This window comes from Halopiger aswanensis (genome assembly GCF_003610195.1).
GTDB lineage: Archaea > Halobacteriota > Halobacteria > Halobacteriales > Natrialbaceae > Halopiger > Halopiger aswanensis.
This window is the reverse complement of sequence record NZ_RAPO01000001.1, coordinates 345,429-369,895: the sequence shown is the minus strand read 5'-3', so window position 1 is coordinate 369,895 and position 24,467 is coordinate 345,429. Positions and strand designations below refer to the sequence as shown.

21 protein-coding genes are annotated in these 24,467 nt (G+C 65.2%); 13 read left to right on the top strand and 8 right to left on the bottom strand.

Annotated elements, in window-relative coordinates; all coding sequences use genetic code 11:
• Nucleotides 1-389 precede the first annotated feature (389 nt).
• Together ATJ93_RS01755 and ATJ93_RS23885 are read left to right on the top strand one after the other, a co-directional pair.
• Nucleotides 390-899 (top strand): helix-turn-helix transcriptional regulator, encoded by a 510-nt coding sequence (locus ATJ93_RS01755; RefSeq protein ID WP_120242918.1) that lies wholly within the window; start codon nt 390-392, stop codon nt 897-899.
• Nucleotides 900-1,079: 180 nt separating this feature from the next.
• Nucleotides 1,080-4,034 (top strand): DUF7282 domain-containing protein, encoded by a 2,955-nt coding sequence (locus tag ATJ93_RS23885; protein ID WP_211334010.1) that lies wholly within the window; start codon nt 1,080-1,082, stop codon nt 4,032-4,034.
• A gap of 161 nt (nt 4,035-4,195) precedes the next feature.
• Here ATJ93_RS23885 and ATJ93_RS01740 read toward each other — a convergent pair whose 3' ends face one another.
• Nucleotides 4,196-4,699: a DUF7344 domain-containing protein gene (locus ATJ93_RS01740; RefSeq protein ID WP_120242917.1), complete on the bottom strand. Its 504-nt coding sequence runs from the start codon at nt 4,697-4,699 to the stop codon at nt 4,196-4,198.
• Between the two features lie 452 nt (nt 4,700-5,151).
• Nucleotides 5,152-5,322 carry a DUF7563 family protein gene (locus ATJ93_RS23445; RefSeq protein WP_013880544.1) on the bottom strand — a complete coding sequence of 57 codons (171 nt, stop codon included), beginning with the start codon at nt 5,320-5,322 and terminating at the stop codon, nt 5,152-5,154.
• A 630-nt stretch (nt 5,323-5,952) separates the two neighbouring features.
• On the opposite strand from ATJ93_RS23445, the gene ATJ93_RS01735 reads away from it, so the two are divergent.
• The 3 genes from ATJ93_RS01735 to ATJ93_RS01725 all read left to right on the top strand — a co-directional run bounded on the left by ATJ93_RS01735 (nt 5,953) and on the right by ATJ93_RS01725 (nt 8,246).
• Complete coding sequence (locus ATJ93_RS01735; RefSeq protein ID WP_120242916.1) at nt 5,953-6,285, top strand: winged helix-turn-helix domain-containing protein; 333 nt, start codon at nt 5,953-5,955, stop codon at nt 6,283-6,285.
• Nucleotides 6,286-6,583: 298 nt separating this feature from the next.
• Nucleotides 6,584-6,859, top strand: coding sequence for a PadR family transcriptional regulator (locus tag ATJ93_RS01730; RefSeq protein WP_013880547.1), 276 nt, complete (start codon nt 6,584-6,586; stop codon nt 6,857-6,859).
• Between the two features lie 388 nt (nt 6,860-7,247).
• The gene (locus tag ATJ93_RS01725) at nt 7,248-8,246 is read left to right on the top strand and encodes a DUF1616 domain-containing protein (protein ID WP_120242915.1); all 999 of its coding nucleotides are present in this window, start codon (nt 7,248-7,250) and stop codon (nt 8,244-8,246) included.
• A gap of 513 nt (nt 8,247-8,759) precedes the next feature.
• On the opposite strand, the gene ATJ93_RS01720 is transcribed toward ATJ93_RS01725, so the two are convergent.
• Nucleotides 8,760-9,308, bottom strand: a complete 549-nt coding sequence (locus ATJ93_RS01720) for a DUF7344 domain-containing protein (protein WP_120242914.1) — start codon at nt 9,306-9,308, stop codon at nt 8,760-8,762.
• A 514-nt stretch (nt 9,309-9,822) separates the two neighbouring features.
• On the opposite strand from ATJ93_RS01720, the gene ATJ93_RS01715 reads away from it, so the two are divergent.
• The 5 genes from ATJ93_RS01715 to ATJ93_RS01695 are packed head-to-tail and all read left to right on the top strand — an operon-like array spanning nt 9,823 to nt 15,406.
• Complete coding sequence (locus ATJ93_RS01715) at nt 9,823-10,428, top strand: acyltransferase (RefSeq protein WP_120243886.1); 606 nt, start codon at nt 9,823-9,825, stop codon at nt 10,426-10,428.
• Nucleotides 10,425-11,687, top strand: a complete 1,263-nt coding sequence (locus ATJ93_RS01710; protein ID WP_120242913.1) for a DegT/DnrJ/EryC1/StrS family aminotransferase — start codon at nt 10,425-10,427, stop codon at nt 11,685-11,687. The genes ATJ93_RS01715 and ATJ93_RS01710 overlap by 4 nt, the downstream gene beginning before the upstream one ends.
• Complete coding sequence (locus ATJ93_RS01705; RefSeq protein ID WP_120242912.1) at nt 11,684-12,718, top strand: Gfo/Idh/MocA family protein; 1,035 nt, start codon at nt 11,684-11,686, stop codon at nt 12,716-12,718. Before ATJ93_RS01710 ends, ATJ93_RS01705 begins: the two co-directional genes overlap by 4 nt.
• Nucleotides 12,715-14,250, top strand: a complete 1,536-nt coding sequence (locus tag ATJ93_RS01700; RefSeq protein WP_120242911.1) for a nucleotide sugar dehydrogenase — start codon at nt 12,715-12,717, stop codon at nt 14,248-14,250. Before ATJ93_RS01705 ends, ATJ93_RS01700 begins: the two co-directional genes overlap by 4 nt.
• Nucleotides 14,243-15,406 carry a glycosyltransferase family 2 protein gene (locus ATJ93_RS01695; RefSeq protein ID WP_120243885.1) on the top strand — a complete coding sequence of 388 codons (1,164 nt, stop codon included), beginning with the start codon at nt 14,243-14,245 and terminating at the stop codon, nt 15,404-15,406. Before ATJ93_RS01700 ends, ATJ93_RS01695 begins: the two co-directional genes overlap by 8 nt.
• Before the next feature lie 17 nt (nt 15,407-15,423).
• On the opposite strand, the gene ATJ93_RS01690 is transcribed toward ATJ93_RS01695, so the two are convergent.
• Nucleotides 15,424-15,651 carry a DUF7129 domain-containing putative zinc-binding protein gene (locus tag ATJ93_RS01690; RefSeq protein WP_120242910.1) on the bottom strand — a complete coding sequence of 76 codons (228 nt, stop codon included), beginning with the start codon at nt 15,649-15,651 and terminating at the stop codon, nt 15,424-15,426.
• A gap of 182 nt (nt 15,652-15,833) precedes the next feature.
• Here ATJ93_RS01690 and ATJ93_RS01685 point away from each other — a divergent pair, with 182 nt between their 5' ends.
• Together ATJ93_RS01685 and ATJ93_RS01680 are read left to right on the top strand one after the other, a co-directional pair.
• Nucleotides 15,834-16,763 (top strand): glycosyltransferase family 4 protein, encoded by a 930-nt coding sequence (locus tag ATJ93_RS01685; protein WP_120242909.1) that lies wholly within the window; start codon nt 15,834-15,836, stop codon nt 16,761-16,763.
• Nucleotides 16,764-16,950: 187 nt separating this feature from the next.
• On the top strand, nt 16,951-18,120 hold the full coding sequence (locus ATJ93_RS01680) for a zinc-dependent alcohol dehydrogenase (protein ID WP_120243884.1): 1,170 nt from the start codon (nt 16,951-16,953) through the stop codon (nt 18,118-18,120).
• 50 nt (nt 18,121-18,170) lie between these two features.
• Here ATJ93_RS01680 and ATJ93_RS01675 read toward each other — a convergent pair whose 3' ends face one another.
• From ATJ93_RS01675 to ATJ93_RS01660, 4 genes are all read right to left on the bottom strand, one after another.
• Complete coding sequence (locus ATJ93_RS01675; protein WP_120242908.1) at nt 18,171-19,178, bottom strand: NAD-dependent epimerase/dehydratase family protein; 1,008 nt, start codon at nt 19,176-19,178, stop codon at nt 18,171-18,173.
• A gap of 2 nt (nt 19,179-19,180) precedes the next feature.
• Nucleotides 19,181-20,137, bottom strand: coding sequence for a DUF362 domain-containing protein (locus ATJ93_RS01670; RefSeq protein WP_120242907.1), 957 nt, complete (start codon nt 20,135-20,137; stop codon nt 19,181-19,183).
• Nucleotides 20,134-21,234 (bottom strand): Gfo/Idh/MocA family protein, encoded by a 1,101-nt coding sequence (locus tag ATJ93_RS01665; RefSeq protein WP_120242906.1) that lies wholly within the window; start codon nt 21,232-21,234, stop codon nt 20,134-20,136. Before ATJ93_RS01665 ends, ATJ93_RS01670 begins: the two co-directional genes overlap by 4 nt.
• A 159-nt stretch (nt 21,235-21,393) precedes the next feature.
• Nucleotides 21,394-22,344: a polysaccharide deacetylase family protein gene (locus ATJ93_RS01660; protein WP_120242905.1), complete on the bottom strand. Its 951-nt coding sequence runs from the start codon at nt 22,342-22,344 to the stop codon at nt 21,394-21,396.
• Between the two features lie 394 nt (nt 22,345-22,738).
• Between ATJ93_RS01660 and ATJ93_RS01655 the strand changes: the two genes are divergently transcribed.
• Nucleotides 22,739-24,334, top strand: a complete 1,596-nt coding sequence (locus tag ATJ93_RS01655) for an alkaline phosphatase family protein (protein WP_120242904.1) — start codon at nt 22,739-22,741, stop codon at nt 24,332-24,334.
• Nucleotides 24,335-24,467: the final 133 nt, after the last annotated feature.

Here is a 24,467-nt window from a genome sequence, read left to right as displayed (position 1 = left end):
CACGGTCAGACGGAAGCGTACCGCTCGACGCTGACCCAGCCCTCGAGACGACATCCATCGTGACCAGCCACGCACCGGACCGCGACGACACGCTCGATCGAACTGACCCAACCCAGCCGCTCGCTGTGGATGCAGGGGGTGTGAACTTGGACGATGAACTCGCAGTTTCTGCTACTCCCAGTCTTCGCTCCCGCGGCCCCAGCATGGGTGTGACAGGGTAAGCGAATCGTCGCCCGTCCCATTGGTCGACATTCCAGACATATCGTTTCCAAACACACTCACCTAAAATAATAACAAGCTATGACTATAAAAAACGCTTTGTGGCACGGTCACGACGGTACAGAGATGAACGAGGGATCGCGGCCACAGACAACGTCAACGCCAACGCCATGAGCAGTGAGACACACATCTCGGCCCCCGACATTCCGTTTGTACTGTCGGACAGCGGCGTCAGCGGGCTTCTCGAGCCCGGCGTGGCGGACGGCCGATCAGTGGCATCGCCGCTGACGCTGCCTGATGCGCCGCTCCAGTTGGCCGGACCGCACCTCGCTGCACTCTTCGGCATCGTCGCGCTCGCACTCCTGGGGAGCGTCCTCGCGGTCCGAAACCGGCTCGACGAACGAGACCAGCTCGGCACCACCCAGGAGCCGCCGACGGACGAATTCGTCACCGACCGGGAACGGATCCGACAGCTCGTCACCGAAAACGGCGGTCGGATGAAGCAGTCGCGGATCGTCGACTCCGTCGACTGGTCGAAGGCGAAGGTCAGTCGCCTCTTGGCCGAACTCGAGGACGAGGGGCAGATCACGAAACTTCGCCTTGGGCGGGAGAATCTGGTTTGCTTACCCGGCCACGAGCCGACCGCCTCGAAGTCCCCGGAACAGGCCCAAAATGAGTAGCCTGCGGGGCCGATTCAATCGCCGTTTTCCGGGCCGGCGCCGCTCCGTGCCAGTATGTTTCGCAAACGGAACGCGACGCTGATTCTGCCGTTCAAGCCCGTACTGGCCCGTTTCTAGCCGAAATGGTTGTCCCCGTTTATGCGCTGAACGGACTATTGGCCACTGCCTTCACGGCAGACTATGAACGCACGCAATCAATTACTGGTCGTCCTCACCGCGCTGATGATGGTATGCTCGAGCGGGGCGATGGTTGTCGGAGCCGCATCCGGTTCCGGGTCCGGGGCAACCGTCGACGAGCAATCAGCGAGCGAGGGGGCGACTGTGGAGACACAGACGCAGACACAAGCGCAAGAGCAGGCACAGGACGAGAACGACACGGGCGACGAACCGATCGCTATCGAACCCGATGAGGGTGACGGTGATACCGATGACGGTGACGGCGGACAGCCCGCGTACGTAACGTTTGAAGACCAGACGACGCAAGGCCAGACGGTCGTCGTCGACGAGGTGACGATGGCAAACGGCGGCTTCGTGGTGATCCACGATAGCAGCCTCCTCGTCGAGAACGTCATCGGTAGCGTCATCGGCACTTCGACGTATCTCGAGGCGGGGACCCACGAGAACGTCGAGATCACGCTCGACGAGCCGCTCGAGGAGAGCGAGACGCTGATCGCGATGCCGCATCGCGACACGAACGGCAATCAGCAGTACGACTTCGTCGAGCAGCAGGGCCAGGCGGACGGTCCGTACCTCGTCGATGATATGCCGGTGACCGATCAAGCGACCGTGACGGTCGGCGAAACTGAGCAGCCGGTTGACGAGGAGCCGAACGAAACGGACGATGAACCGGTCGTCGAGCAACCTGAAGAGCCGGTCGAAGAGGAACCAAACGAGACTGACGACATACCGGTCGAAGAGGAGCCGAACGAAACGGATGACGAACCGGTCGTCGAGCAACCTGAAGAGCCGGTCGAAGAGGAGCCAAACGAGACTGACGACATACCGGTCGAAGAGGAGCCCGAAGAGCCAGTCGAGGAAGAGCCGAACGAGACGGACGAAGTGCCGGTCGAGCAGCCCGAAGAGCCAGTTGACGAAGAGCCCGCTGAAGAACCCGACGACATCGAGGCTGCGATCAACGTCGTGATCGAGGAGGCGAACATCTTCGCGGTCGTCGAGTCGGACGGCCTACCGCACGACGACACGATGACCGACGGAGACGGTGTCGAAGACGATGATGCCACGAACGGCGTCGAGAACGACACCGTCGTCAACGACATCGAAAACGGCGACGCCATCATGAACGGCGTCGAGAACGGTGACGGCGCTGACGACCACCTCGAGAACGGCATGGACGTAAGCGATCAGCAGATCGAGATTTCGATCGAGGACGCTGACGTGACGCCGATCCACGGCGACCAGATGCCGACGGAGTCTCCGGACGAGACGGAGGATGACACCGACACCATCGGTGGCAACGGTGACGGAGACACGATCAACGACAGCGACGAGGAGACGCTCAACGATACTGACGACGTCGACACGCCCGTTGAGGACGATCTCAACGAGACGACTGACGACGACATGACGGTCGACGGTGCCCACGAGATCACCGTCGGTCAGGCGACCGTTTTCGTCGTCGTTGAAGACGTGCAGATCAGCGACGGCGACTCCGAGATGGGTGCCGACGGCCAGACCGTGACTGTCGGCCAGGCGACGATCTTCGTCGTCGCTGAAGACGTCCAGACGACTGACGGGGACGAGGATCCCGTCACGGACGATACCGATGAGTCGGAGCCGATCCAGAACGACACCGACGACACGGACGAAACGATCGAAGACGACACCGACGGTATCGACGACAACGAATCGGTCGACGAAACGCCGACCGAGAACGACACAGCCGAAGAGAGTCCGATCAGCGATGACGACGAAACGGTGACCGACGACACCAACGAGACGGACGCCGCTGACGACGTCGAAGATACGGCCATCGATACCTCGGTGGACGAGACGGACGCGGCTGAGTCCGGCTACCAGATCACGGTCGAGCAGGCGACGATCCTCGTCGTCCAGGACCAATCTGAATCGCCACAGGAGTCCGAGTCCGACGAAACGGTGACCGACGATACCGATGACGCCGACGACACCGACGACGGCGTCGACGAAGACGGACTCGAGAACGAGACCACTAACGGTGACGAATACGACGACAACGCGACGGATACTGGCCTCGATAGCGACGAGACCAGTGACGAGACGATGATGACGGATGCCGACGGGCAGATCGACGTGACGATCGAGCAGGCAACCATCTTCGTCCTCGTCGAAGGTATCGACGAGGGTCCGGAGGAACCCGTCGAAGAACCTGAAGAGCCTGAGGAGCCGACCGACGAACCGGTAGATGAAGAACCGGTTGAGGAAGAACCCGAAGAACCGATCGACGAGGAGCCGGTGGAGGAAGAACCTGAAGAACCGATCGGCGAAGAACCCAACGAGACTGACGACGAACCGATTGAGGAAGAGCCCGACGAGGAGCCGGTTGAAGAGGAGCCAAACGAAACGGACGACGAACCCGTTGAGGTGCCGGACGAAACCGATGACGAACCGATCGGTGAGGAACCCAACGAAACCGACGAGGAGCCAGTCGAGGAGGAACCGGATGACGTCGAGGAGCCGACCGAGCCGTTCGAGGTCGACTCGTTCGACGCACCGGAGACCGCGGAGATCGGTGAGACGATCACCGTCACCGCGACGATCACGAATCCGGGCGACACGGAGGACACCCAGGAGATCCAGTTCCGACTCGACGGTGACCTCATCGAATCGCAGGAAGTCACCCTCGAGGGCGGCGAAAGCCAAGACGTCACCTTCGAGATCGACACGAGCGAGTTCGCCGCGGGCGACTACGTCCAGATGGTCCTGACGGACGCGACGGGCGAAGTGGCCTTCATCGAACTCACTGAAGACGGCGACACGGACACGGGCACTGACGATACCGACACCGACGCCGACGACGGTCTCGACGACGAGACGACGAACGAGACCGACGACACTGACGCCGGGAACGACACTGACGAGTACCCCGACGAGTCCGAGGACAACGAAACGGTCGTTGGCGTCGTTAGCGCGAGCTAACGAATCGGACTCGAACTACTCGAGCGCATCCTATTTTTTGTCGTCGCGTTCGTACGCGGCCCTCCGGTCAAATACGTCGCTTTACGCAAAGTACGTACGTGACGGCTCGAACGGTGGAGAACTAGTTGACTCGGGTTCCGATCGGAGCGTGACGAACGAGCTTAGGTCAACAGCCGATAGAGGCTGCTGGCCGCGACCGCGAGCAACACGAGCACGCTCCACAGCACGGGATCGATACTCGAGAGCGCCGGCAGCTCGAGGCCGGCGAGCGCGATGACCGCGAGGCCGAGCACGGCGGTGACGAGATGGAGCTGGAGGATCGTCGACGGATCGTCGTCGTGGCCGTTGACGTACGCGAGGACGTCGTCGAAGTGCGGACCGGGGCTGATCGTCTTCGCATCCGAGTCGTACTCGATGACGTCGTCCTCCTCGAGTTGGGGGAGATGCGTCTGCTGGAGGGAGACGTAAACGCTCTTGTAGAGGTTGTTCGGGACGGGCGTGGTATCGGATTCCGTTTCGGCGATTTCGGTTGCCACCTGCGAGACGTCGATCTGACCGGATTCGTTCGCGAGCAACTGGACGATTGCACGGCGCCTGTCGTTGCCGAGGATGTGAAACACCTCGCTTTCCGCCAGCGACCCGGAACGACTCGTCTGAACCGACATTGATTAGGAGGAGATCGCGAACACGCTATCGACGGGCAGTCCATCGCCTACCATCATACACGTCTCCTGTTTTGCGAACCACTAACTTTAACCTGCTGTATTATTTACAGACGCATTTATGGGAAACGATTGAACTCTCGCTCGAGAAACGAGGGGCGTGACGGCGGTATCGACCAGCGCAGGCGTCCAGGCCGGCGATGAGACGGACACCGGTCGGTTGTCCCGTCACGTGCGGTGGCTGTCTCGACGTCGTATCCGATCCGGTTGCGGAACGAAAGCGTGTCTCTCGCGGATCGGCGACCGGTCGATCACCGAGTCCGATTTGAACCGTCCGGGCTGGGTGAGAAAGTGGTTAACGGGAATACATCGGTGGCTCGGTCACGATCGGAAACGTGACGCGCCGGTTACGGTGCTGGGGCGCGACGAGCGCGACCCGCACCGAACTGCGCGGTTTACTCCGGAGTGTCACTCGGCAGGTGGCTGCCCGACTGCATCTCCCGATAGGTCGTACAGCCGGGACAGCCGTGGACGACGTCGCCGTTGTCGCCGAAGACGCGGGCGAACTGTTGGGTGACGTGGGTCCCGCAGTTTCGACAGCGTGCACCGGCCGTCGACGATTCCATGGGTCGCCATTCGTGTTGGTTCGAGTTCATAGTGTGTTGTGATGGGGGTGTAGGCGTGGGCGCGGAGTCGCACCCATCGCGATCGTCGTTCGGTACCGACCGAGTCGACCGTCGCCCAGGGACGCGGGAACGCCGGTGGCGACGTGCGTGCAACGGAGTCGTCCGAGCACAGTACAAGGGAGGGTAGCAGATGCGAATAAAGGAGGGCGACCGTTCACCTGCCCCACGGAATTGGACGCCCGGAAATAGCGTCTTTCCGCCTAATTACGTAGCAGCGAGCCATGAGGGCGCTACATTCGACGACAGCGTATCGATCGACCTCAACGTGAATTCACACGGGTTGTGTTGTGTTCGGTCCGAAAAGTAGTGATTGATCAACCGAGAGACCCGCCGAAATATCATATTTCTCGGCCGAAATACGAAATTTCGCCACTGAATGATGGTCCTACGGACGATAAAGTACATCGTTATAAAATACCCGTATCGCTTACCAGTTGTATCGCCGGAACGTAATGGTGGCATCCCCAATGACGGTTTCCGACCGACCCGATCGCCGCGCATCGCCCCCTCTCGAGACCGAGAGCGAACGACTGCCCCTCTCACCCACGAGCGTCTAAGCACTGCATCACTATGTCCACGCAAGCGAGTAACACCCGATCGGAACTGACCGCGGAGTCGACGGCCCAGCTCGACGTCCTCGGCGACGAGTGTGCGCGTACCATTCTCGTCGCAACGAGCGACGGCCCGAAAACAGCCAAGGAACTGACCAAACGGACCGACAGTTCGTCCGCAACCGTCTATCGACGAATCAACAATCTGCTCGAGAGCGATCTCCTCGCGGAGTGCGTTCGATTCGAGGACGACGGATCGCACACGACAGCCTACGAAGCGACGGTCGACCAGTTGCGGGTCCGAATCGGTTCGGACGGGATCGACGTTGCGCTGGCGAATGCCGATCCCTGACATCGACGGTAGGTTCTGATCGATCGGACTGGCTCGGCGAGACGACCGATGAACGGACGGCCGACATCGAACGCACGGCGTGATTCTCACTCGTTGATACCGATCCCTGCCGGATATTTCCCCGGGGAGATCGTTCGTATGAGCTGATTTCCGGTCCTATCGAATCCGTTCGTTGTTGCATGACCGTCACGGGAAGCCATATTTTATTCTCCGTACTATTATTGAAAGATGAGCTAACAACGCTGTACGACACGGATAACAAATATCTCCTCAGTGGAACGATCACTGTGATTGAGCAATGCACGATCTGACCGGCTTCCAGCGGGATCTGCTGTACGTGATCGCGGGCGCTGACCGCCCATCGGGCCAAACAGTCAAAGACGAGGTCGAGAAGTACTATAGCTCGGAAATCAATCACGGGCGACTGTATCCGAACCTCGATACGCTCGTCAACAAGGATCTCGTCGAGAAGGGGCAACTCGACCGCCGAACGAACTACTACGCGATCACGGACGCCGGTCGACAGCGGATCGAGGAACGACGCGAATGGGAAGCACAGTACGTCGATTTTTAGACGACATTCGGTACCGACTTAGCTTCCGGTCTCCCCTCGACCCTCGAGCTCCGAACCCCGGACTAGATGCTGGAACGCGAACGCGACAGACGGGATAGACCGAGAACACAGCTGCGCCACGGCGTCTCCTGGTTGCTGAAAGGGTCGACTGATCGAAGCAAGCACGTTGTACTGATCCACTGACTACCGAAGGCTGTCGCTTCAACCGAGAACCGCCGGTCAGCCCCAGCGTATCGAGTCGGCGACGACGATCGTGCGTTCGCTTCTCAATCGGCCGGTTTCCGGCGATAGCCCGGCCATAACAAAACAATAGCGAATGCACCGTTTCGGTCACAATGGTAGCTGGATCGACGAGCGTCGAACCGACACGACAACCGGTGAGTCAGCGATGAGTTTTCCGACGAATTCTCGACCTCAGCTGGGTTTCATCCGGAAGTATCCGGTCGATCTGGCGCTCACCTCGCTGCTTGCGGCGCTCGTAGCACTCGTTGTAACCGGAGTTCCGGCCGGGAACGCCGGTCGGCTGCTCGCCGCGCTCCCGCTCGTTCTCTTCTTGCCGGGTTATGCCCTCGTCTCCGTTCTTTTCCCGGCGGCAGCCCGGGACGCTCGAGCGGACGCGGAGACGGCGATCGAGCGCCGGCCCCGGGGAATCGATACGATCGAACGGCTCGGGTTGTCGTTCGCGCTGTCGATCGCGATCGTGCCCGTCGTCGGAATCGTTCTCCCGCTGACGCAGTGGGGACTGGCGACCGAATCGGCCGCGGCGGTGCTGGCCGGCCTCACCGTCGTCCTCGCGCAACTGGGCGTGATCCGACGGCTCCGGACGCCCGCTCCGGACCGGTTTACAGTCTCGCTGACGGCGGCACTGGCGCGACTGCGCCGGGACGAGGGGACGGTCGCGACCGCCTCCTCAGTGTTCCTCGTCGTCGCGATTGCGCTCGCGGGCGGGGCGCTGCTCGTCGGCTTCCTCTTTCCGGCGTCGACGGGCGGGTTCTCGGAACTCGCCCTCTACACCGAGGACGAGGACGGCGATCTCGTCGCCGGCGAACTCCCGGACGAGGTGGCACCCGGCGAGTCCGTGCCGGTCTCGTTCGCGATCGAGAACCACGAGGGCGAGGAGACCTCGTATACGGTTGTCGTCCAGGAACAGGTGCTCGAGGACGGTGAAGTCGTCGAGCGGACGGAACTCAGGCAGATCGACGGGACTGTCTCGGCCGACGCGACGGGCGTCGCCGAGCACGAGATCGAGCCGACGGCTGGCGACGGCGAGACCGTTCGAATCAGTCTCCTGCTCTATCCCGGCGAGCCGCCGGCCGAACCGACGAACGAAAACGCCGAGGCGGACACCTACTTCTGGGTGACCGTCACCGAGGACGCGGCCGAGTAGCCGGGTTCGTCGAGTTCGTCGGGTTCACCCGTCGGTTCTCGATTGCTCTCGAGTCCGAGTCTGTCGTTCTACGGCGTGTTTTCGGCTTCTGGCTCTCCACCGGTCGCTCCTAACTGTGGACGCCTGACCGTGGTGATGTGTCGCTGCTCGACCCAGTGACTCGCGTATCGCTATCGTTACTCGAGGCGCTGACTTACTCGTCGTGCGTCGCTATCGCTGCTCGGGGTCGACGCTCGCCACTGCTCGAGCAGCAATCGCGACTCGAACTCACGTGAACTCGAGTCCGGTGAACTCGAGCAACGATCGATTACGGTCGACGACGGCTGCTCGAGCCGAACCTAGACGACTGTGTTCGAAACGAGCGCAGACGACCGTGCTCGAGCGACGCAGAACCGTAAGCGAGACGCTCGGTGCCAAATGATCGCAGCGGCGCCGCCGAGACGACGGCACCGGCTCGCGGCGCAGGTATCGCGCGAGCGGTGAACGATACGGAGGGCAGGACTGAACGCGATCCTATCGACTCGCGAGACCGAGCGGGGAATCGAGATCCGGTCGCCGCGAGACGTGCTGTGCGATCGAGAGCGCGAGGACGACGCCGCAAACGCCCAGCGCAACGGCTGGGGCTGCGGCGGTCGTTGCTGGACCCAGCGAGAGCGCCGCCACTGCGAACGCGACGGCGCCGACGGTTGCGGTCGCCGCGTACCAGCGGTGCCACGCACGGCTCGAGCCGTGGTGGCGGTCGAGGTAGGGTTCGAACACCTCCTCGTCCGGCAACAGGTCGATCTCGTGGCCGTCGGGATCCCAGTCGACGATCCCGTGGTCCTCGAGCATCGGCAGGTGGGTCTGGTACAGGGAGATGTAGACCCGTCGCCGCTGCGTCCGGGTCACATCATCCGGTTCGGTGTCGTTCTCCCAGGCCGCGACCTGCTCGACCAGCGGCGCGAGATCGCAGGAACCGCCCTGCCGCTTTAGGTACTGGACCGTTCGACGCCGGCGGGCGTTGCTGAACACGTCGAACAGTTCGGCCTGCGTCAGCTCGTGTTCACGTTCGTGTTCAGACATGCGTGCCCTCGCGTTCCCGAATCCGAATCGAATACCGTTCGGGGATGTTCGGATACCTCACACCACCGAATGCCAGTCGCTGACCCTTTACTATCGCTCGGCTACCCTCCCGAAATCGTATTATACCGGTTAGCGCTCGTGACTGACGGCATATCCGACGTTTCAGCGACCGTGAACGGCACAAACTCGCAAAAACAGTCGATACGGGGGAGGGTTTGGCCGATTGTTGGGGAGAGCGTTCGGGCCGCTCGAGCGCTGTAGTTCCTGGCTACGGCGTTGTCAGGGCGGAGATAACAAAACCTCGTTACCCGGTGTATCAGCACGATTCCCTCGCGGGTATCGAGTAACCGATGACACAGCATCACCGACGACGACGAGTGCGAGTGCGCGTTCGGACGTGTTCGAGAACAGGACCGTCCTCGCCCCCGACGAGTCGCGCGAGTGGGCCGACCCCCACCCACTCGAACCGACCGACGCGACCGGCACGACCGACGGACGGCGGAGGTGTCGCGCGATGAGCGAGGCCGTCCGCGACGCGGACGCAGACGACGTCGTCCGCGGCGAGGACTGCACGATCGACGCCGACGCGACCGTCGGCTACGGCGAGTTCGACGAGCCGACGCGGATCGGCGACGACGCGACGATCCGGGCCGGTTCGATCGTCTACGGCGACGTGACGATCGGCGACGGGTTCGCGACCGGCCATGACGTCCTCGTGCGCGAAGGAACGGAGATCGGCGACGACGTACTGGTCGGCACGAAGACGGTCATCGACGGCCAGACGACGATCGGCTCGCACGTCAGCCTCCAGACGAACGTCTACGTTCCGACCCAGACGACCATCGGGAGCAACGTCTTCGTCGGCCCGAGCGCCGTCCTGACCAACGACGAGTACCCCATTCGGACGGACGCCGACCTCGAGGGGCCGACGATCGAGGACGGCGCCTCGGTCGGCGCGAACGCGACCTTGCTGCCGGGCGTGACGATCGGGGAGAACGCGTTCGTCGCTGCCGGCGCCGTCGTCACCGAGGACGTGCCGCCGAACAGCCTCGCGGTGGGAACGCCCGCGACGATCCAGGAGCTGCCCGAACCGCTCGAGGGACCGAACGATCTAGCATGAGTAACACGAACCTCGATACCGAGACCGAAGCGGAACCGGAACCCGAATCGGAATCGGAACCGGAACCGGAGCCGGAGCCGACGGCCAGCAACGTCGACCCGGCCGAGACGACCGAGGCCGCCGTCGAGACGTCCGACTCGCTCCCGTCAGTCTCGATCGCGGACCCCGACGTCAGCGCGGACGCGATCGAGCGCGTCAGATCGGTCCTCGAGAGCGGGGCGATGGCGGACGGTCCCGAAGTTAGGGCCTTCGAGTCGGAATTCGCCGCGTACTGCGGTTCGGATCACGCCGTCGCGACCTCGAACGGGACGACGGCGCTGCACGCCGCACTCGAGGCGCTGGGCGTCGAGGACGGCGACGCGGTGCTCACCTCGCCGTTTTCGTTCGTCGCGAGCGCGAACGCGATCCGACTGGCCGGCGCGAAGCCGGTCTTCGCGGACGTCGATCCCGAAACCTACACGCTCGATCCGGACGACGTCCGGCGGGTCCTCTCGGAGCGGTCGGACGTCGTCGGCCTGCTGCCGGTTCACCTCTACGGCCTCCCCGCCGACATGCCGGCGCTGTGTGAGATCGCCGACGAGCACGACCTGTTCGTCCTCGAGGACGCCTGCCAGGCCCACGGCGCGCGGATCACGGGCGACCGCGTGGGCACGTTCGGCGACGCGGCCTGCTTCTCGTTCTACCCGACGAAGAACATGACGACCGGCGAGGGCGGGATGATCACCACCGACCGCGACGACCTCGCCGAGCGCGCGCAGAGCTACATCAACCACGGCCGCGCCGAGACCGGTACCGGCGGCTACGAACACGTCGACCTCGGGCACAACTACCGGATGACCGCCATCGCGGCCGCGATCGGCCGCACGCAACTCGAGCGCCTCCCCGCGTTCAACGAGGCGCGGCGGGAGAACGCCGCCTTCTACGACGAGCGATTGTCTGACCTCCCGCTCGAGACGCCGACGGAGCCGCGGGGCTACCGTCACGTCTACCACCAGTACACGGTCCGGACCGCGGACGAAGCCGAGCGCGACGCGCTCGCGGCGACGCTCGAGGAGCGAAACGTCGACGCGGCGGTCTACTACGACACGCCGATCCACCGCCAGCCGGCCTACGAGACGATCAGCACGGCTGCGGCGGAGTTCCCGGAGGCGGAGGCGGCAGCCAACGAAGTCCTCTCGCTGCCGGTCCACCCCAACCTGACCGACGACGAGCGGCGAAGCGTCGTCGAAGCAGTCTACGATCACTACCACTCGACATGAGCTCGGAACACACGAACACGGTCCCCACGACACCCACGCGAGCCGGCGTCATCGGCGTCGGCGCGATGGGCGAGAACCACGCGCGAGTGTACAGCGAACTCCGGGGCGTCGACCTCGTCGGCGTCTCCGACCACGACACCGACCTCGCGCAGACGGTCGCCGACGAGTACGGCACCGAGGCGGTCCCACTCGAGGAGCTACTGGACCGCTGCGACGTCGTCACGGTCGCGGTTCCGACCCACGTCCACTACGATCTGGTGACGACCTGCCTCGAGGAAGACGTCCACGTGCTGGTCGAGAAGCCGATCGCCGAGACGGTCGAGGAGGGCCGGCAAATGGCCGACCTGGCCGACGAGCGCGACCTCGTCCTGCAGGTCGGCCACATCGAACGGTTCAACCCGGCCGTCCGGACGGTCGCCGAGTTGATCGACGACCTGGACGTGATCAGCCTCGAGGCCGAGCGCCTCGGGCCGCCGATCGACCGGGACGCGCCGGGCAACGTCATCTTCGACCTGATGGTCCACGACGTCGACATCGTCGGCTCGATCCTCGCGGACACGCCCGACGAAATCGCGGCGATGGGCACCGAGGACGGCCGGTACGCGACCGCGACGATGGAGTACGACGACGTGGTCGCGACGCTGACGGCCAGCCGCGTCACCCAGAAGAAGGTCCGCAAGCTCTCGGTCACCGCCCGCGAGTGCTTCGTCGAGGTCGACTACTTGGAGCAGTCGGTGCTGATTCACCGCGACTCGTTCCCCGAGTACGTCAACGACGAGGGCCAGAAGCGCTACCGCCACGAGAGCGTGGTCGAGCGCCCGCGCGTCGACAACGGCGAGCCGCTGCGCCACGAACTCGAGTCGTTCGTCGAGAGCGTCCGAACGGGCACCGAACCGGAAGTGACGCCGCAGGACGGTATCGAGGCGCTCGAGGCCGTCCAGACGATCGATTCGATCGTCGCGGACGACGACCAGCTCGCGAGCGGACAGACCTACGAACGGGAGCAGGACCGGGAGGTGGAAGCCGAATGACCGGGGCAGAACCCTCGAGCACGAACTCGAGCGACGCCGTATCCCTCTACGAGGCGAGCGTCGACGAGGCCCGCCAGCGCGAGGCGCTGACCGGCGGCGAGGTCCCGGTCGCCGTCTACGGCCTCGGCAAGATGGGGCTCCCGCTGGCGGCCGTCTACGCCGAGACGACCGGCAACGTGACCGGCGTCGATATCGACCCCGACGTGGTCGAGACGGTCAACAACGGCGAGAACCACGTCATCGGCGAACCCGGCCTCGACGAGTTGGTCGCCGAGCAGGTCGGCGGCGACCGACTCGAGGCGACGACCGACGGCGCCGCGGCGGCCGCGGACGCTCGCGTCCACGTCATCATCGTCCCGACGCTGCTGGACGAGGACAACGAGCCGAACCTCGCGACGGTCGAATCGGTCGCCGACGACATCGCCGCGGGACTCTCGCCGGGCGACCTGGTGATCGCCGAGTCGACGCTGCCGCCCGGGACGTGTCGGGACGTCCTCCAGCCCCACCTGGTCCAGGAGAGCGGCCTCGAGGCCGACGAGTTCGGCCTCGCCTTCTGCCCCGAACGGACCTCGAGCGGCCGCGCGCTTCAGGACATCCGCGGCGCGTACCCGAAGGTCGTGGGCGGTGTCGACGACGAAAGCACCCGCGCCGCGACGGTCGTCTACGACGAACTCTCGAGCAACGAGGTCCACCCCGTTTCGGACGCGACGACTGCTGAAGCAGTGAAAGTGTTCGAGGGGCTCTACCGCGACGTCAACATCGGCCTGGCGAACGAACTGGGCCGACTCGCCGACGAACTCGGCATCTCCGTGCGCGAGGCGATCGATACGGCTAACGATCTGCCGATGTGCCAGCTGCACGATCCCGGCCCGGGCGTCGGCGGCCACTGCATCCCCTACTACCCGCACTTCCTGCTGGGCCGGACGGAGGAACCGATGGACCTGACCCACACCGCGCGACGGGTCAACGACGGGATGCCGCGCGTCGTGGTCGACCGCCTCGAGCAACAACTCGACGCGACCGGCGTCGACCTCGCTGACGCCTCGGTCGTCGTCCTCGGGCTCACGTACCGCCCCGGCGTCGAGGAGACCCGCGCCTCGCCGGCGCTTGCCATCGTCGACGAACTGACCGAGCGCGGCGCGGACGTGGCCGGCGTCGATCCGCTGGTCGACCCCGCCGAGTACGGCGCGCGGCCGATCGCACTCGAGGACCTCGAGGCCGAATCGGAAACGCTCGACGCGGCCGTCGTCGTGACGCCCCACGAGGCGTTCGAGCGGGTTTCGTGGGCCGACCTCGAGCCGCTGGTCGTCGTCGACGGCCGCGACGCGGTCGACCTCGCGGAGACTGACCACCGGGAGTACACGCTCGCGGGCTCGCGAAGCGGGCAGCCGCCCGCTCCCGAGACCGCAGCGGGGCCTAACGGAGCCGACGCAAGGACGGCTGACGACCTCGAGACCGAAGCGGAATCCGAGGCGACCGGTGCAACGAGAACCGACGGTGGATCCGGACACGGAGCGGACAACGATGTATAAGGGCAACACGATCGGCGTCGTCGTCACGTCGTACAACGAGGAGGCGTTCGTCGGCCGCGTCATCGAGACCGTTCCGGCGTTCGTCGACCGGATCTACGCCGTCGACGACGTCTCGCAGGACGGCAGTTGGGACGTGATCCAGCGCGTGGCCGAGCGGATCAACGAGGAGGCTGCAGAGACGGAGCAGGAACTGGCCCTCGCCGACGGCGGCGACGGTCGGCGCGTCGTGCCGATCCAACACGACGAAAACCGCGGCTACGGCGCCGCCGTCAAAACCGGCTACGAGCGCGCCGCCGCGGACGGAATCGACGTCGTCGCGGTGATGAACGGCGACGGCCAGATGGACCCCGAAATCCTCGACCGGATCATCGACCCCGTCGTCACCGGCGAGGCCGACTACGCGAAGGGCAACCGGCTCCTCTCGCCGGAGGATCGCGAGGGCATGTCGACGTTCCGCTTCGTCGGCAACGCCATGTTGACCGGCCTCTCGAAGTTCGCGACCGGCTACTGGACGATCGGCGACCCGCAGAACGGCTACACCGCCATCTCGCGGGAGACGATCGAGTCCCTCGACCTCGACGAGATCACCGACCGGTACGGCTTCCTCAACCACATCCTCACGCACTTAAACGTCGACGAGCGCCGGGTCGCCGACGTCTCGATGTCGGCGGTCTACGGCGACGAGGAGAGCAGCATCCGGTACACGTCGTTCGTCAAGTTCGTCTCCCTGCTGTTGCTCCGGAGCTTCCTGTGGCGGCTCAAGCGCCGCTACGTCGTCGAGGGATTCCACCCGGCGGCCCTCTTCTACGGCACCGGCGCCTCCGGGCTCGCGGGCGGCGTCGCCGGCGCCGTCGGCTCGATCGCACGGAGTCGCGGGGAGGACGGCCGCGACGGCCTTACGGGGCTGCTCGCGTCGTTCGTCGCCGTTTTGCTCGGCCTCGTCTCGCTCGGCGCCGCGATCGCGATGGACGCCGACGAGAACGAGCCGCTCGAGGTGACGTACTACGACGCCGAGGACGGCGAGACGCGCGACGACCAGGAGCGAATCGACGCTCGCGACGAGCGGCCGAGCGTAGAAATGCGTTCGGAGACCCGATCCCAACCGCAGCCGCAGTTGAATCGCGGCTCGGAAGCGACGACGGACGGCGAGCCCTGAGGGACGTGCTGTGGCCGTCAGTCGATCGCGTAGGTGACGATATCGTCGCCGCCGCAGGCCGGGCACGTCGTCGCGCTCGCGTCGACGTTCGTTCCGCAGTTGCGACACTCGTAGAGGACAGTCGTCGGCTGGCTGTCGGGCTCGCTTTCGTCCCTGGAGCCGGGCGCTGATTCGGGACCGGAGGGCGAGTCGTGGTCGGGAGCGGAGTCCGTGAACAGTTCCGAGAGGAGGCGAGAGAGGGGCATAGAACGGGTAGCGGTCCTACTACAGAGTCGGCAATAAGCGTTTTGTACGCCGGGATGAAACGGTCTCCGCAGTCGAATTGTACCGTCGGGAAACGGCTCGAGACTCGCGTATGGTCGGCGAACGTATCGGAAAAAGTTCCGGATAACAAAGCCACGTCTCCGGCTCTAGTCGGTCAACTGAGATGCACGTCCTCACGCTGACGACGAACGCCGATGCGCCGTTTATGACAGAGCAGATGCGTGCGCTCGAGCGACGCGGCGTCTCGTTTTCCACGCTGCCGGTGTCGGGGGAGGGCGATTCCGGGAAGACTCGGAGCCCGACCGACTATCTCAAGTACTTTCCCGAGGTGATCGCGGAGGCTGGCAACGGCTACGATCTGGTCCACGCCCACTACGGGCTGACGGCGCCGATGGCGCTCGCACAGGTGCGCAAACCGGTCGTGCTCTCGCTGTGGGGCTCTGACCTCTACGGCCCCGTCGGGCCCGTGAGCCGCACCTGTGCGCCGCTCTGTGACGAGGTGGTCGTGATGTCCGAGGAGATGCGCGAGACGCTGGATCACGACTGCCGCGTGATTCCCGACGGCGTCGATCTCGAGAAGTTCCAGCCGGCGTCCCAGGACGAGGCCCGCGAGGTCGTCGGCTGGGACCCCGACGAGTACCACGTCCTCTTTCCCTATCTCCCCGAACGCGAGGTGAAGAATTACCCCAGAGCGCGGCGGCTCGTCAACGCCGTCAACGGGCTCGTCGACCGGCCGGTCCGGCTACAGACCGTCTACGGCGTCGACCACGACACCGTCCCCGACTACATGAACGCCGCGGACGCCCTGCTGTTGACCTCCCGCAGCGAAGGCTCGCCGAACTCCGTCAAGGAGGCGCTGGCCTGCAACCTGCCCGTCGTCTCGGTCGACGTCGGCGACGTCTCGGAACGCCTCGAGGGGGTCGATCCCTCGCTCGTCTCGGACGACGACGAGGATCTGATCGAAGGACTGCGGGAGATCCTCGAGTCCGGCGAGCGGTCGAACGGTCGCGAGGCGGCCCGCGAGGTCAGCGTGGAGCGGACGGCCGACCGGTTGCACTCTCTGTACGAACGGGTCGCTGCCGGGGGGCGGTAAGACGGTATTGCATCCGAACCGAGTGACAACTGCGTCGCTCGAGGGAGGACCGCCATCTGATTACTGGTTCCGAGTCCAGAGAGCATACATTTCGGGCGCGGAACGACCATTTGTTGCACAAACAGGGACTCACTTTACCCGACGGCTGGGTGAGAGATGCGACCGGAGAGCCACAATGGACGGCACGATGGAAGCACTCACCTGGCACGGCGAAAAGGACATCCGCGTCGACGAGGTTCCGAAACCGGAGATCGTCAACCCGACCGATGCGGTAATCGAGATTACGGCGACCGCGATCTGCGGCTCGGACCTCCACCTCTACAACGGCTACATGCCCGGCATGCGCGAGGGCGACGTCATCGGCCACGAGCCGATGGGCGAGGTGATCGAGGTCGGCGACGAGGTCGAAACCCTCGAGGTCGGCGACCGGGTCGTGGTCCCCTTCACGGTCAGCTGCGGCTCCTGCTGGTTCTGCGAGGAGGAACTGTACTCGCTGTGTGACAACTCGAACCCCAACGCGGAGGTCGCCCGCGCAGCCATGGGCCAGTCGCCAGCAGGGCTGCTAGGCTACTCGCACATGCTCGGCGGCTACGCCGGCGGTCAGGCCGAGTACCTGCGCGTTCCCTACGCCGACGTCGGCCCGATCAAGGTCAATTCTGACCTCGAGGACGAGCAGGTCCTGTTCCTCTCGGACGTCTTCCCCACGGGCTACATGGCCGCCGAGAACGCCGATATCGAAGAGGGCGACACCGTCGCGGTGTGGGGCTGCGGCCCGGTCGGCCAGTTCTCGATTCAGAGCGCCTGGATGCTCGGCGCCGAGCGCGTGATCGCCATCGACCGCATCCCCGAACGCCTCGAGATGGCCGCCGATCACGGCGACGCGGAGACGATCAACTTCGAGCACGAGGACGTCTACGACCGGCTAATGGAGATGACCGGCGGGCGCGGTCCCGACCGCTGTATCGACGCGGTCGGCACCGAGGCCCACGGCACCGGCCTCAAGGGTGTCACCGACAAGGTGAAACAGGAGATGCACCTGCAGGACGACCGCCCCGTGGTCCTCCGCCAGGCGATCAAGTGCTGCCGGAAGGGCGGCACGCTCTCGGTTCCGGGCGTCTACATCAGAAACTCGGACAACGTCCCGTTCGGCCCGCTGATGAACAAGGCGCTGACGGTCAAAACGGGCCAGACCCACGTCCAGCGGTATCTGGGGCCGCTGCTCGAGCGGATCGAGGAGGGCGAGATCGACCCATCCTTTATCGTCACCCACGAGACGTCGCTGACGGACGGCCCGGAGATGTACGAGACGTTCAACAACAAGGAAGACGACTGCATCAAGGTCGTGCTGACGCCCTGACGGCGCGACCTGCAACCGCAAACCGAATCTCGAACAGTTGTACGACGCACCTACTGGAACTCGTTCCGGTACCAAGCGACCGTCTCCGGCAGGTGGGCCTCGAGCGGTTCGTACTCGTAGCCGAGTTCGTCTGCAGCCTTCTCGGAGGTGTAGAACAGGCGCTCGGTCGCGAGCTTGGCCATCCGGCGGTTGAACGGGAACACCTGCCGGCCGGTGGCGGCGCCGACGGCCTCGGCGACCGGCCCGGCCGCGTGGATCGCCGTCGACGGCACCGGAATCCGAGCCGGCGACCCGCCGAGGTCCTCGGAAATCCGCGAGACGGCCCGATCGTATGTGAGGTTCTCGCCGCCGAGGATGTAGTGTTCGCCGTTGCCGCCCTTCTCGTAGGCCGCGAGGATGCCGTCGACGACGTCCGAGACGCCGACGATGCTCAGCCCGCCCGGAAGGTAGGCCGGCATCGTCGGCTCGAGACCCATCGAGAGCAGTTGCGGCGTGAACGAGCCGTCTCTGGGGCCGAAGACGGAGGTCGGGTGGACGGTGACGGCGTCGCCGCCCTCGTCCTGGTTCGCGTACCGGTCGACGAGCTGTTCGGCCTCGGCCTTCGAGGACTGGTAGGCGCCGATCGGCTCGGCGACGTCGGTCTCGTCGGCGAACGGCGACGATTCGTTCGGACGGCGCGTGCCCGCGGTGCTCGTAAAGACGAGGCGGCCGACGCCGTTTTCGGCGGCGCGGCAGGCCTTGAGCACGTGGGCCGTCCCGTCGCGGTTGACGCGCTTGACGGTCTCGGGGGTCGCGCTCCAGAGCCCGACGCCCGCGAGGTGGAAGACGGCGTCCGTGCCGTCAACTAACTCACGCAGCGTCTCGTCGTCGAAGACGTCGCCGACGTACCACTCGAGCGTGCCGTCCGCGTCCGCCGCGGCGTCCTCGAGCACCTCGCGATCCGACGACGGGCGACTGAGCGCACGGACGTACCAGCCGTCCGCGAGGAGCCGTTCGCAGAGGTGCGAGCCGAGGAAGCCGGTCGCGCCGGTGACGGCAGCGATCTCGTCTCCGGTCATGGTTACTGCTCGAGTTGGGGTGGCACCGCGTCGCCGCCGACGGCCGCGTACAGCCGATAGGCGGTCGTCACGGCGGGGTGCGTTTCGTCCGACGGCGGCAGTTCCGCGCCGGCGAGTCGGTCCCGGAGCGCGTCGAACTCGAGGTCGTCGGCGTCCGCGCCGACGCGCTCGACGGTGATCGGCTCGTCGTCCGTCTCGGCGGTGAGTCGGAGCACCGGATCGTCATCGGTCGCGTCTCCGAACAGCGACGCACCGAGCGCGTCGACGCCCGGCGCCGGCCCCGCGAACAGGGCGTCGGCCGCGTAGGGATCGGTTCCGTACGCGGTCGTCGCGTCCGTGACGGAGAGTGCAGGGTCGATGGCTCGCGTCGCGGCGACGGCGGCGGTCTCCGAGTCAGCCGCGGAGTCGACGAGATCGCCGAGCCGCCGCATCCCGCCGGCGACTCGCCCAGCCTCGGTCGGCCGCAGCGTCGGGACGGTGACGACCGTCCCCCGAACGAGCCGCGTCGGGACGGACACTGACACCGACCGCCCGTCGACCTCCCGGACGGCGTCGGTTCGTGGCTCGGCATCGTCTGCGAGATCGACGAGCTCGGCGTCGAAGCGCTCGAGCAGGCCCCGGTAGCCCAGATACTGTCCGGTCCGCTCGAGGTCGATGATCTCGTCGGTGGCGCCCGCGACGGCGATGTCCGCGTCGGTGCGGTCCTCGAGAGCGGCGACGAGCGCGCCGACGACGGCGGGATCGGTTACCATCCCGGTCGAGGGGTGGAAGGGATAGTGTGCGTCGGGGACGAGCGTGATTTCGTCGGCGGTTTCCAGATCCGTTTCATCCGAGAGCGCCGACTCGAGCAGCGCCTGCACCGGTTCCTCGAAGGTGGCCATCCGGGCGTCGAGATCCGGAATCCAGCTGCCGCGCCGATCGCCGCGGTCGACGGCGGCCGCGCGAACGGGCCCAGTCACGGCATCACCTCCGGCGCGAGTTCCTCGCGATCGGTCCGCCCGGCCAGTTCGTAGGCCGTCTCCGCCAACTCGAGCGTCCGGCGACCGACCTCGCCGTCGACCGGCGGCGTCTCGCCCTCTCGGATCGCTTCGAGGAAGTCGCCGAGCGCTCGGTAGTGGGCCCGCAGGTAGAACGTCGGGCCGAAGACCTCCCGATCGACGTCCGCCACGCGGCTCGCGACGTTCGACAGCGCCGACTTGGCCGCGCCCGCGTAGAAGTTGTCCGGCAGGTGATCCTGATTGGTGATCGTCCCGGTGATCCCCTCGAGGCGGAGCCGGGTGTTGACCTCCGGCAGTTGCTCCCACTGGTAGGAACCGCAGTGGAGCGTGATCGTCGTCTCCGTCTCGGGTGCCCGCATCATGACCGTCGCGGCGTCCTCGACCGGCACGTCGAGCGTCTCGCCCGTGGCCGCGCTTTCGACCTCGAGGTCGCCGAACAGCCACTCGAGCACGTCGAAACAGTGAATGCCCAGCTCGAGCAGGGAGCCGCCGCCGGCCGCGTCGGGATCGAGCGGCCACGACGCGGGCGGGTCCTGAACGGGCGGCCGACCGAGCGGCCCGTCGTTGAGCCGCGTCATCGAGGCGTACGGAACGTGCCCGACGCTACCGTCCTCGTAGGCCTCCTTGACGCCGACGATGTCGGGCTGGTAGCGCAGCGTGTGATCGACGCCGACGGCGATGTCGCCCTTCTCGGCGGCCTCGAGCATCCGGTCGGCTTCCGCGGTCGAGCGAGCGAACGGTTTTTCCACGAACACGTCGACGCCGGCCTCGGCGGCCCGTTCGACGGCGTCGGCGTGGAGGAACGGGGGTAAGGCGACGACCGCCGCGTCGAGGTCTTCGGTCTCGAGCAGGGTGGCGTAGTCGTCGTACGTCCGCTCCGCGCCGGCGCGTTCGGCTCGCTCGCGGTTCTCGGGAACCGCGTCGGCGGCCGCAACCACGTCGACAGCAGCCATTGCGCTCGCCGACTTCAGGTGTACCATGCCGATGTTTCCGACGCCGAGTACGCCCACGGAGAGGGAACTCGAGTCGGTCAATCGGCGCAGAACTGCGGATGACATCTGTCCGTGACAGGGCCAGCAGCGGGTTTTGTTATCAGCGCCGTACAGTCGAGCCCGCGATTGTAGTCTTCGATTCCCCTGTCTGGCGCGCTGTCTTTTACGGATACTTATTCGAATACGCCGTTCAGTCAGGCGATTCGATACGTTCGTTTATAAGCACTAGTCGTCGCCGATCGTCTGCCCGTCGACGGGGGTGACCCGACCGTCGACGCCGCGAGCGACGTCGACCTCTCGCGCGACGTCGGCGATCGTTTCGACCGTGAGATCGGTCCTCGAACGCTTCTGGTCGAGGTACGCCAGGATCGCCCGCATCCGCCGATCGTCCCGCTCGTGCGTGAGGTTGTTCGGATGGAGCCACATGTGGAAGATCCCGTCCGATTCGGCGGCTTCGTCGATTCCGCGCCGGGCCTGGACGACCATCGGATCCTCCCAGATCGACTCCGCGACGGTTCGAGCCGGTCCTTCGAAGCCGAACAGGAACAGCGAGGCCGGCACGTTCACCAGCCCGTACTCGTCGACGATCGGTTCGACCAGCAGCGAGTGGTCGCGAAACGTCGAATCGAAGAGGCCGCGAACGCCGTCCCGCGTCGGCGAGCGGCCCCGATACGCCCGGACGCCGTGGTCGGCGAGAACGTCGCGGTGCCCGACGTCGTTGCGCGGATAGATGAACGTCTCGATCGACAGATCCCACTCGGATGCGATCTCGGTGCTGCGTCGAAGCTCGGCCTCGGCGAGTTCGTGATCCGTCTCCGGCCGTCCGAAGAGGACGTGAGAGAACGAGTGGCTGGCGAACTCGTGGTCGATCTCGGACGAGAGCAACGCGTCGACTAAATCGGGCGCGAACCGCAGATCGGCTCGATCTGCCCACTCGGTCCGCTCTCGTTCGAACCAGCCCTCCGGAGCTGGGTGTTCGACGTGTCTCCCGTCGCAGGACTCGAGCATCAGGTGGCCGACGACGGCCCAGGTCGCGGGAATCTCGAACTCCGAGAACAGATCGAGCATAACCGACCAGCCGCGGCGGCCGGACTCTACTCGATCCGTCGGCAGGGAATCGATGTCGTGGAATCCCCACCCGAGTTCGGCGTCGAGTGAGACGACGACACTACCCATAGCTCCCACCACGCGTTATCGTCATACACGTGATCGATTCGATCGGACGGTTTTGTTATTGATCGCCTTTCGATGGCAAGCCCGATCGTACGGTAACCGATAGCCGACGATACGATCCGAGGACGGTCAACCGAGTGTCAGCGGTCACGCGCCGCTCGGGCAGCCGTACGCAGCGATCATTGGTCGTCGTTTCGGACCGTCCTGTCGGTAGAACATCCAGAACGCGGCGACTGTCGGCGGTTCTAACGGTAATGTGTCCAAACAGCCGAACATTCCGCGGTTCGACTCGTTAACGCCACCGAACGCACCGGGAGTTGACACGGATGAGGGGTGAACACTCCCTATAACAAAGCGGTCATCCGGTATCCTGCCGGATAGTAGGTGTTTTAAAATTATGAGCGGATCTACCCCCACGTCCGAGCGGGCGTTCGTCCTCGGACTCGACGGCGTCCCGTGGCGACTCATCGAGCAGTGGAGCGACGAGGGCGAACTTCCGAACTTCGCCCGGATGCGCGAGGAAGGCGCCGCCGGCACGCTCGAGAGTACGCGCCCGCCGACGACGCCGCTCGCGTGGCCGTCGATCGCGACCGGCGTCTGGCCGGACAAACACGGGATCTACGGCTTCCAGAACCTCTCCGCCGAGTACACCCACGAGATGTACACGAGCCACGACATCCAGCAGCCGCCGCTGTGGGAGCAACTCCAGCCGGCCCACGTCGGGAACGTTCCGATGACGTTCCCCGCCCGCGATATCGACGGCTCGATGGTAACGGGGATGATGACTCCCTCCACCGATCAGGAGTTCACGCACCCGTCCGACCTCGGTGACGAGATCGAGGAGGCCGTCGGCGAGTACGAGATCAGCCTCGACTATCCGGAGTACGCCGACCGGCCCGACGAGTTCGAGGAGGCCGTCGCGACCATGCTCGAGCAGCGCCGAGAGGTGATGCAGCTGCAGATGGATCGGGCGGGCGACGACTGGCAGCTGTTTTTCTTCGTGTACACGGCGCCGGACCGCTTCCAGCACCTCATCTGGGACATGGACCGGCTGCTCGAGCACTACAAGAAACTCGACGATCTGCTGGGCGAGGTCATCGAGTACACCGACGACCACGACGCCGACCTCTACGTCGTCTCCGACCACGGCTTCGGCGAGATCCACAACCTGATCTACGTCAACCACATTCTCGAGCGCGAGGGTTACCTGTTCAGACGAGAGGACGAGGGCACCCGCGGCGCGCTCGCGAGCCTCGGCATCTCGCGGGACAGCATCACGAACATGCTCGAGCGGGTCGGTATCTCGGAGGAGATGCTGGTCTCGAACCTGCCCCGCAGCCTGCTCGACACCGTCGCCGAGCAGATTCCGGGCGATCACGCCCTCTACGACGTCGACTACGAGCGTACCGTCGCGTTCGTCCACGACGCGGGTAACTGTTACATCAACGACAGCAGGCGGTTCGAGAACGGCCGCGTCGACCCGAGCGACGTCCCCGAGATCAAGGCGGAACTCATCGACGTCTTCGAGTCGGTGACCGACGAGAACGATCAGCAACTGCTCGAGGTCTACGACGGCGACGAACTGTTCCCGACCGACGACGAGTCGCCGGACCTGATCGTCAACGGGATCGACGGCTACGACGTCCGCAACGGGATCGAAAACGAGGTGCTCGGCGACACCGGGAACTACGCGGCGAGCCACCGCAGCACCGGTATCATGCTCTGTCGCGGCCCGTCGATCGAGCCGGGCGCGACGCTGCGGGGCGCGCGCGTAGTCGACGTTGCGCCGACGCTGCTCCACGGCATCGGAAAGCCGGTGCCGGCGAACGCCGACGGCCGCGTGCTCTTCGACGCGTTCGACGAGTCGGCGACGCCGGCGACGACGAAGGTCCAGCGGTCCGAGGTGTCGCAGGTGGCGACGCCGGACGGCGATGTCGACGAAGACTTCGACGACGTCGAGGACCGGCTGAAGGGCCTGGGCTACATGGAGTAATCCACTTTTGGTTCTCGCGGTCGGGACGTAATCTGCGGCAGAATAGGGCGACTCGAGCGCTCGATCCGCGTTTTCGCCGCCGTCTCCCAGCACTCTGCTCGAGCGGACGGTCTCAATCGCGCATCGGGAACGG

Excerpts from the sequence above, each read along its gene's own strand:
- ATJ93_RS01735 (WP_120242916.1), top strand. The coding sequence starts at position 5,953 with ATGTCCACGCAAGCGAGTAACACCCGATCGGAACTGACCGCGGAGTCG.
- ATJ93_RS23445 (WP_013880544.1), bottom strand. The coding sequence starts at position 5,322 with ATGGAATCGTCGACGGCCGGTGCACGCTGTCGAAACTGCGGGACCCAC.
- ATJ93_RS01730 (WP_013880547.1), top strand. The coding sequence starts at position 6,584 with ATGCACGATCTGACCGGCTTCCAGCGGGATCTGCTGTACGTGATCGCG.
- ATJ93_RS01725 (WP_120242915.1), top strand. The coding sequence starts at position 7,248 with ATGAGTTTTCCGACGAATTCTCGACCTCAGCTGGGTTTCATCCGGAAG.
- ATJ93_RS01705 (WP_120242912.1), top strand. The coding sequence starts at position 11,684 with ATGAGCTCGGAACACACGAACACGGTCCCCACGACACCCACGCGAGCC.
- ATJ93_RS01685 (WP_120242909.1), top strand. The coding sequence starts at position 15,834 with ATGCACGTCCTCACGCTGACGACGAACGCCGATGCGCCGTTTATGACA.
- ATJ93_RS01675 (WP_120242908.1), bottom strand. The coding sequence starts at position 19,178 with ATGACCGGAGACGAGATCGCTGCCGTCACCGGCGCGACCGGCTTCCTC.
- ATJ93_RS01740 (WP_120242917.1), bottom strand. The coding sequence starts at position 4,699 with ATGTCGGTTCAGACGAGTCGTTCCGGGTCGCTGGCGGAAAGCGAGGTG.
- ATJ93_RS01755 (WP_120242918.1), top strand. The coding sequence starts at position 390 with ATGAGCAGTGAGACACACATCTCGGCCCCCGACATTCCGTTTGTACTG.
- ATJ93_RS01700 (WP_120242911.1), top strand. The coding sequence starts at position 12,715 with ATGACCGGGGCAGAACCCTCGAGCACGAACTCGAGCGACGCCGTATCC.
- ATJ93_RS01665 (WP_120242906.1), bottom strand. The coding sequence starts at position 21,234 with ATGTCATCCGCAGTTCTGCGCCGATTGACCGACTCGAGTTCCCTCTCC.
- ATJ93_RS01710 (WP_120242913.1), top strand. The coding sequence starts at position 10,425 with ATGAGTAACACGAACCTCGATACCGAGACCGAAGCGGAACCGGAACCC.
- ATJ93_RS01655 (WP_120242904.1), top strand. The coding sequence starts at position 22,739 with ATGAGCGGATCTACCCCCACGTCCGAGCGGGCGTTCGTCCTCGGACTC.
- ATJ93_RS01660 (WP_120242905.1), bottom strand. The coding sequence starts at position 22,344 with ATGGGTAGTGTCGTCGTCTCACTCGACGCCGAACTCGGGTGGGGATTC.
- ATJ93_RS01720 (WP_120242914.1), bottom strand. The coding sequence starts at position 9,308 with ATGTCTGAACACGAACGTGAACACGAGCTGACGCAGGCCGAACTGTTC.
- ATJ93_RS01695 (WP_120243885.1), top strand. The coding sequence starts at position 14,243 with ATGTATAAGGGCAACACGATCGGCGTCGTCGTCACGTCGTACAACGAG.
- ATJ93_RS01690 (WP_120242910.1), bottom strand. The coding sequence starts at position 15,651 with ATGCCCCTCTCTCGCCTCCTCTCGGAACTGTTCACGGACTCCGCTCCC.
- ATJ93_RS23885 (WP_211334010.1), top strand. The coding sequence starts at position 1,080 with ATGAACGCACGCAATCAATTACTGGTCGTCCTCACCGCGCTGATGATG.
- ATJ93_RS01680 (WP_120243884.1), top strand. The coding sequence starts at position 16,951 with ATGGAAGCACTCACCTGGCACGGCGAAAAGGACATCCGCGTCGACGAG.
- ATJ93_RS01715 (WP_120243886.1), top strand. The coding sequence starts at position 9,823 with ATGAGCGAGGCCGTCCGCGACGCGGACGCAGACGACGTCGTCCGCGGC.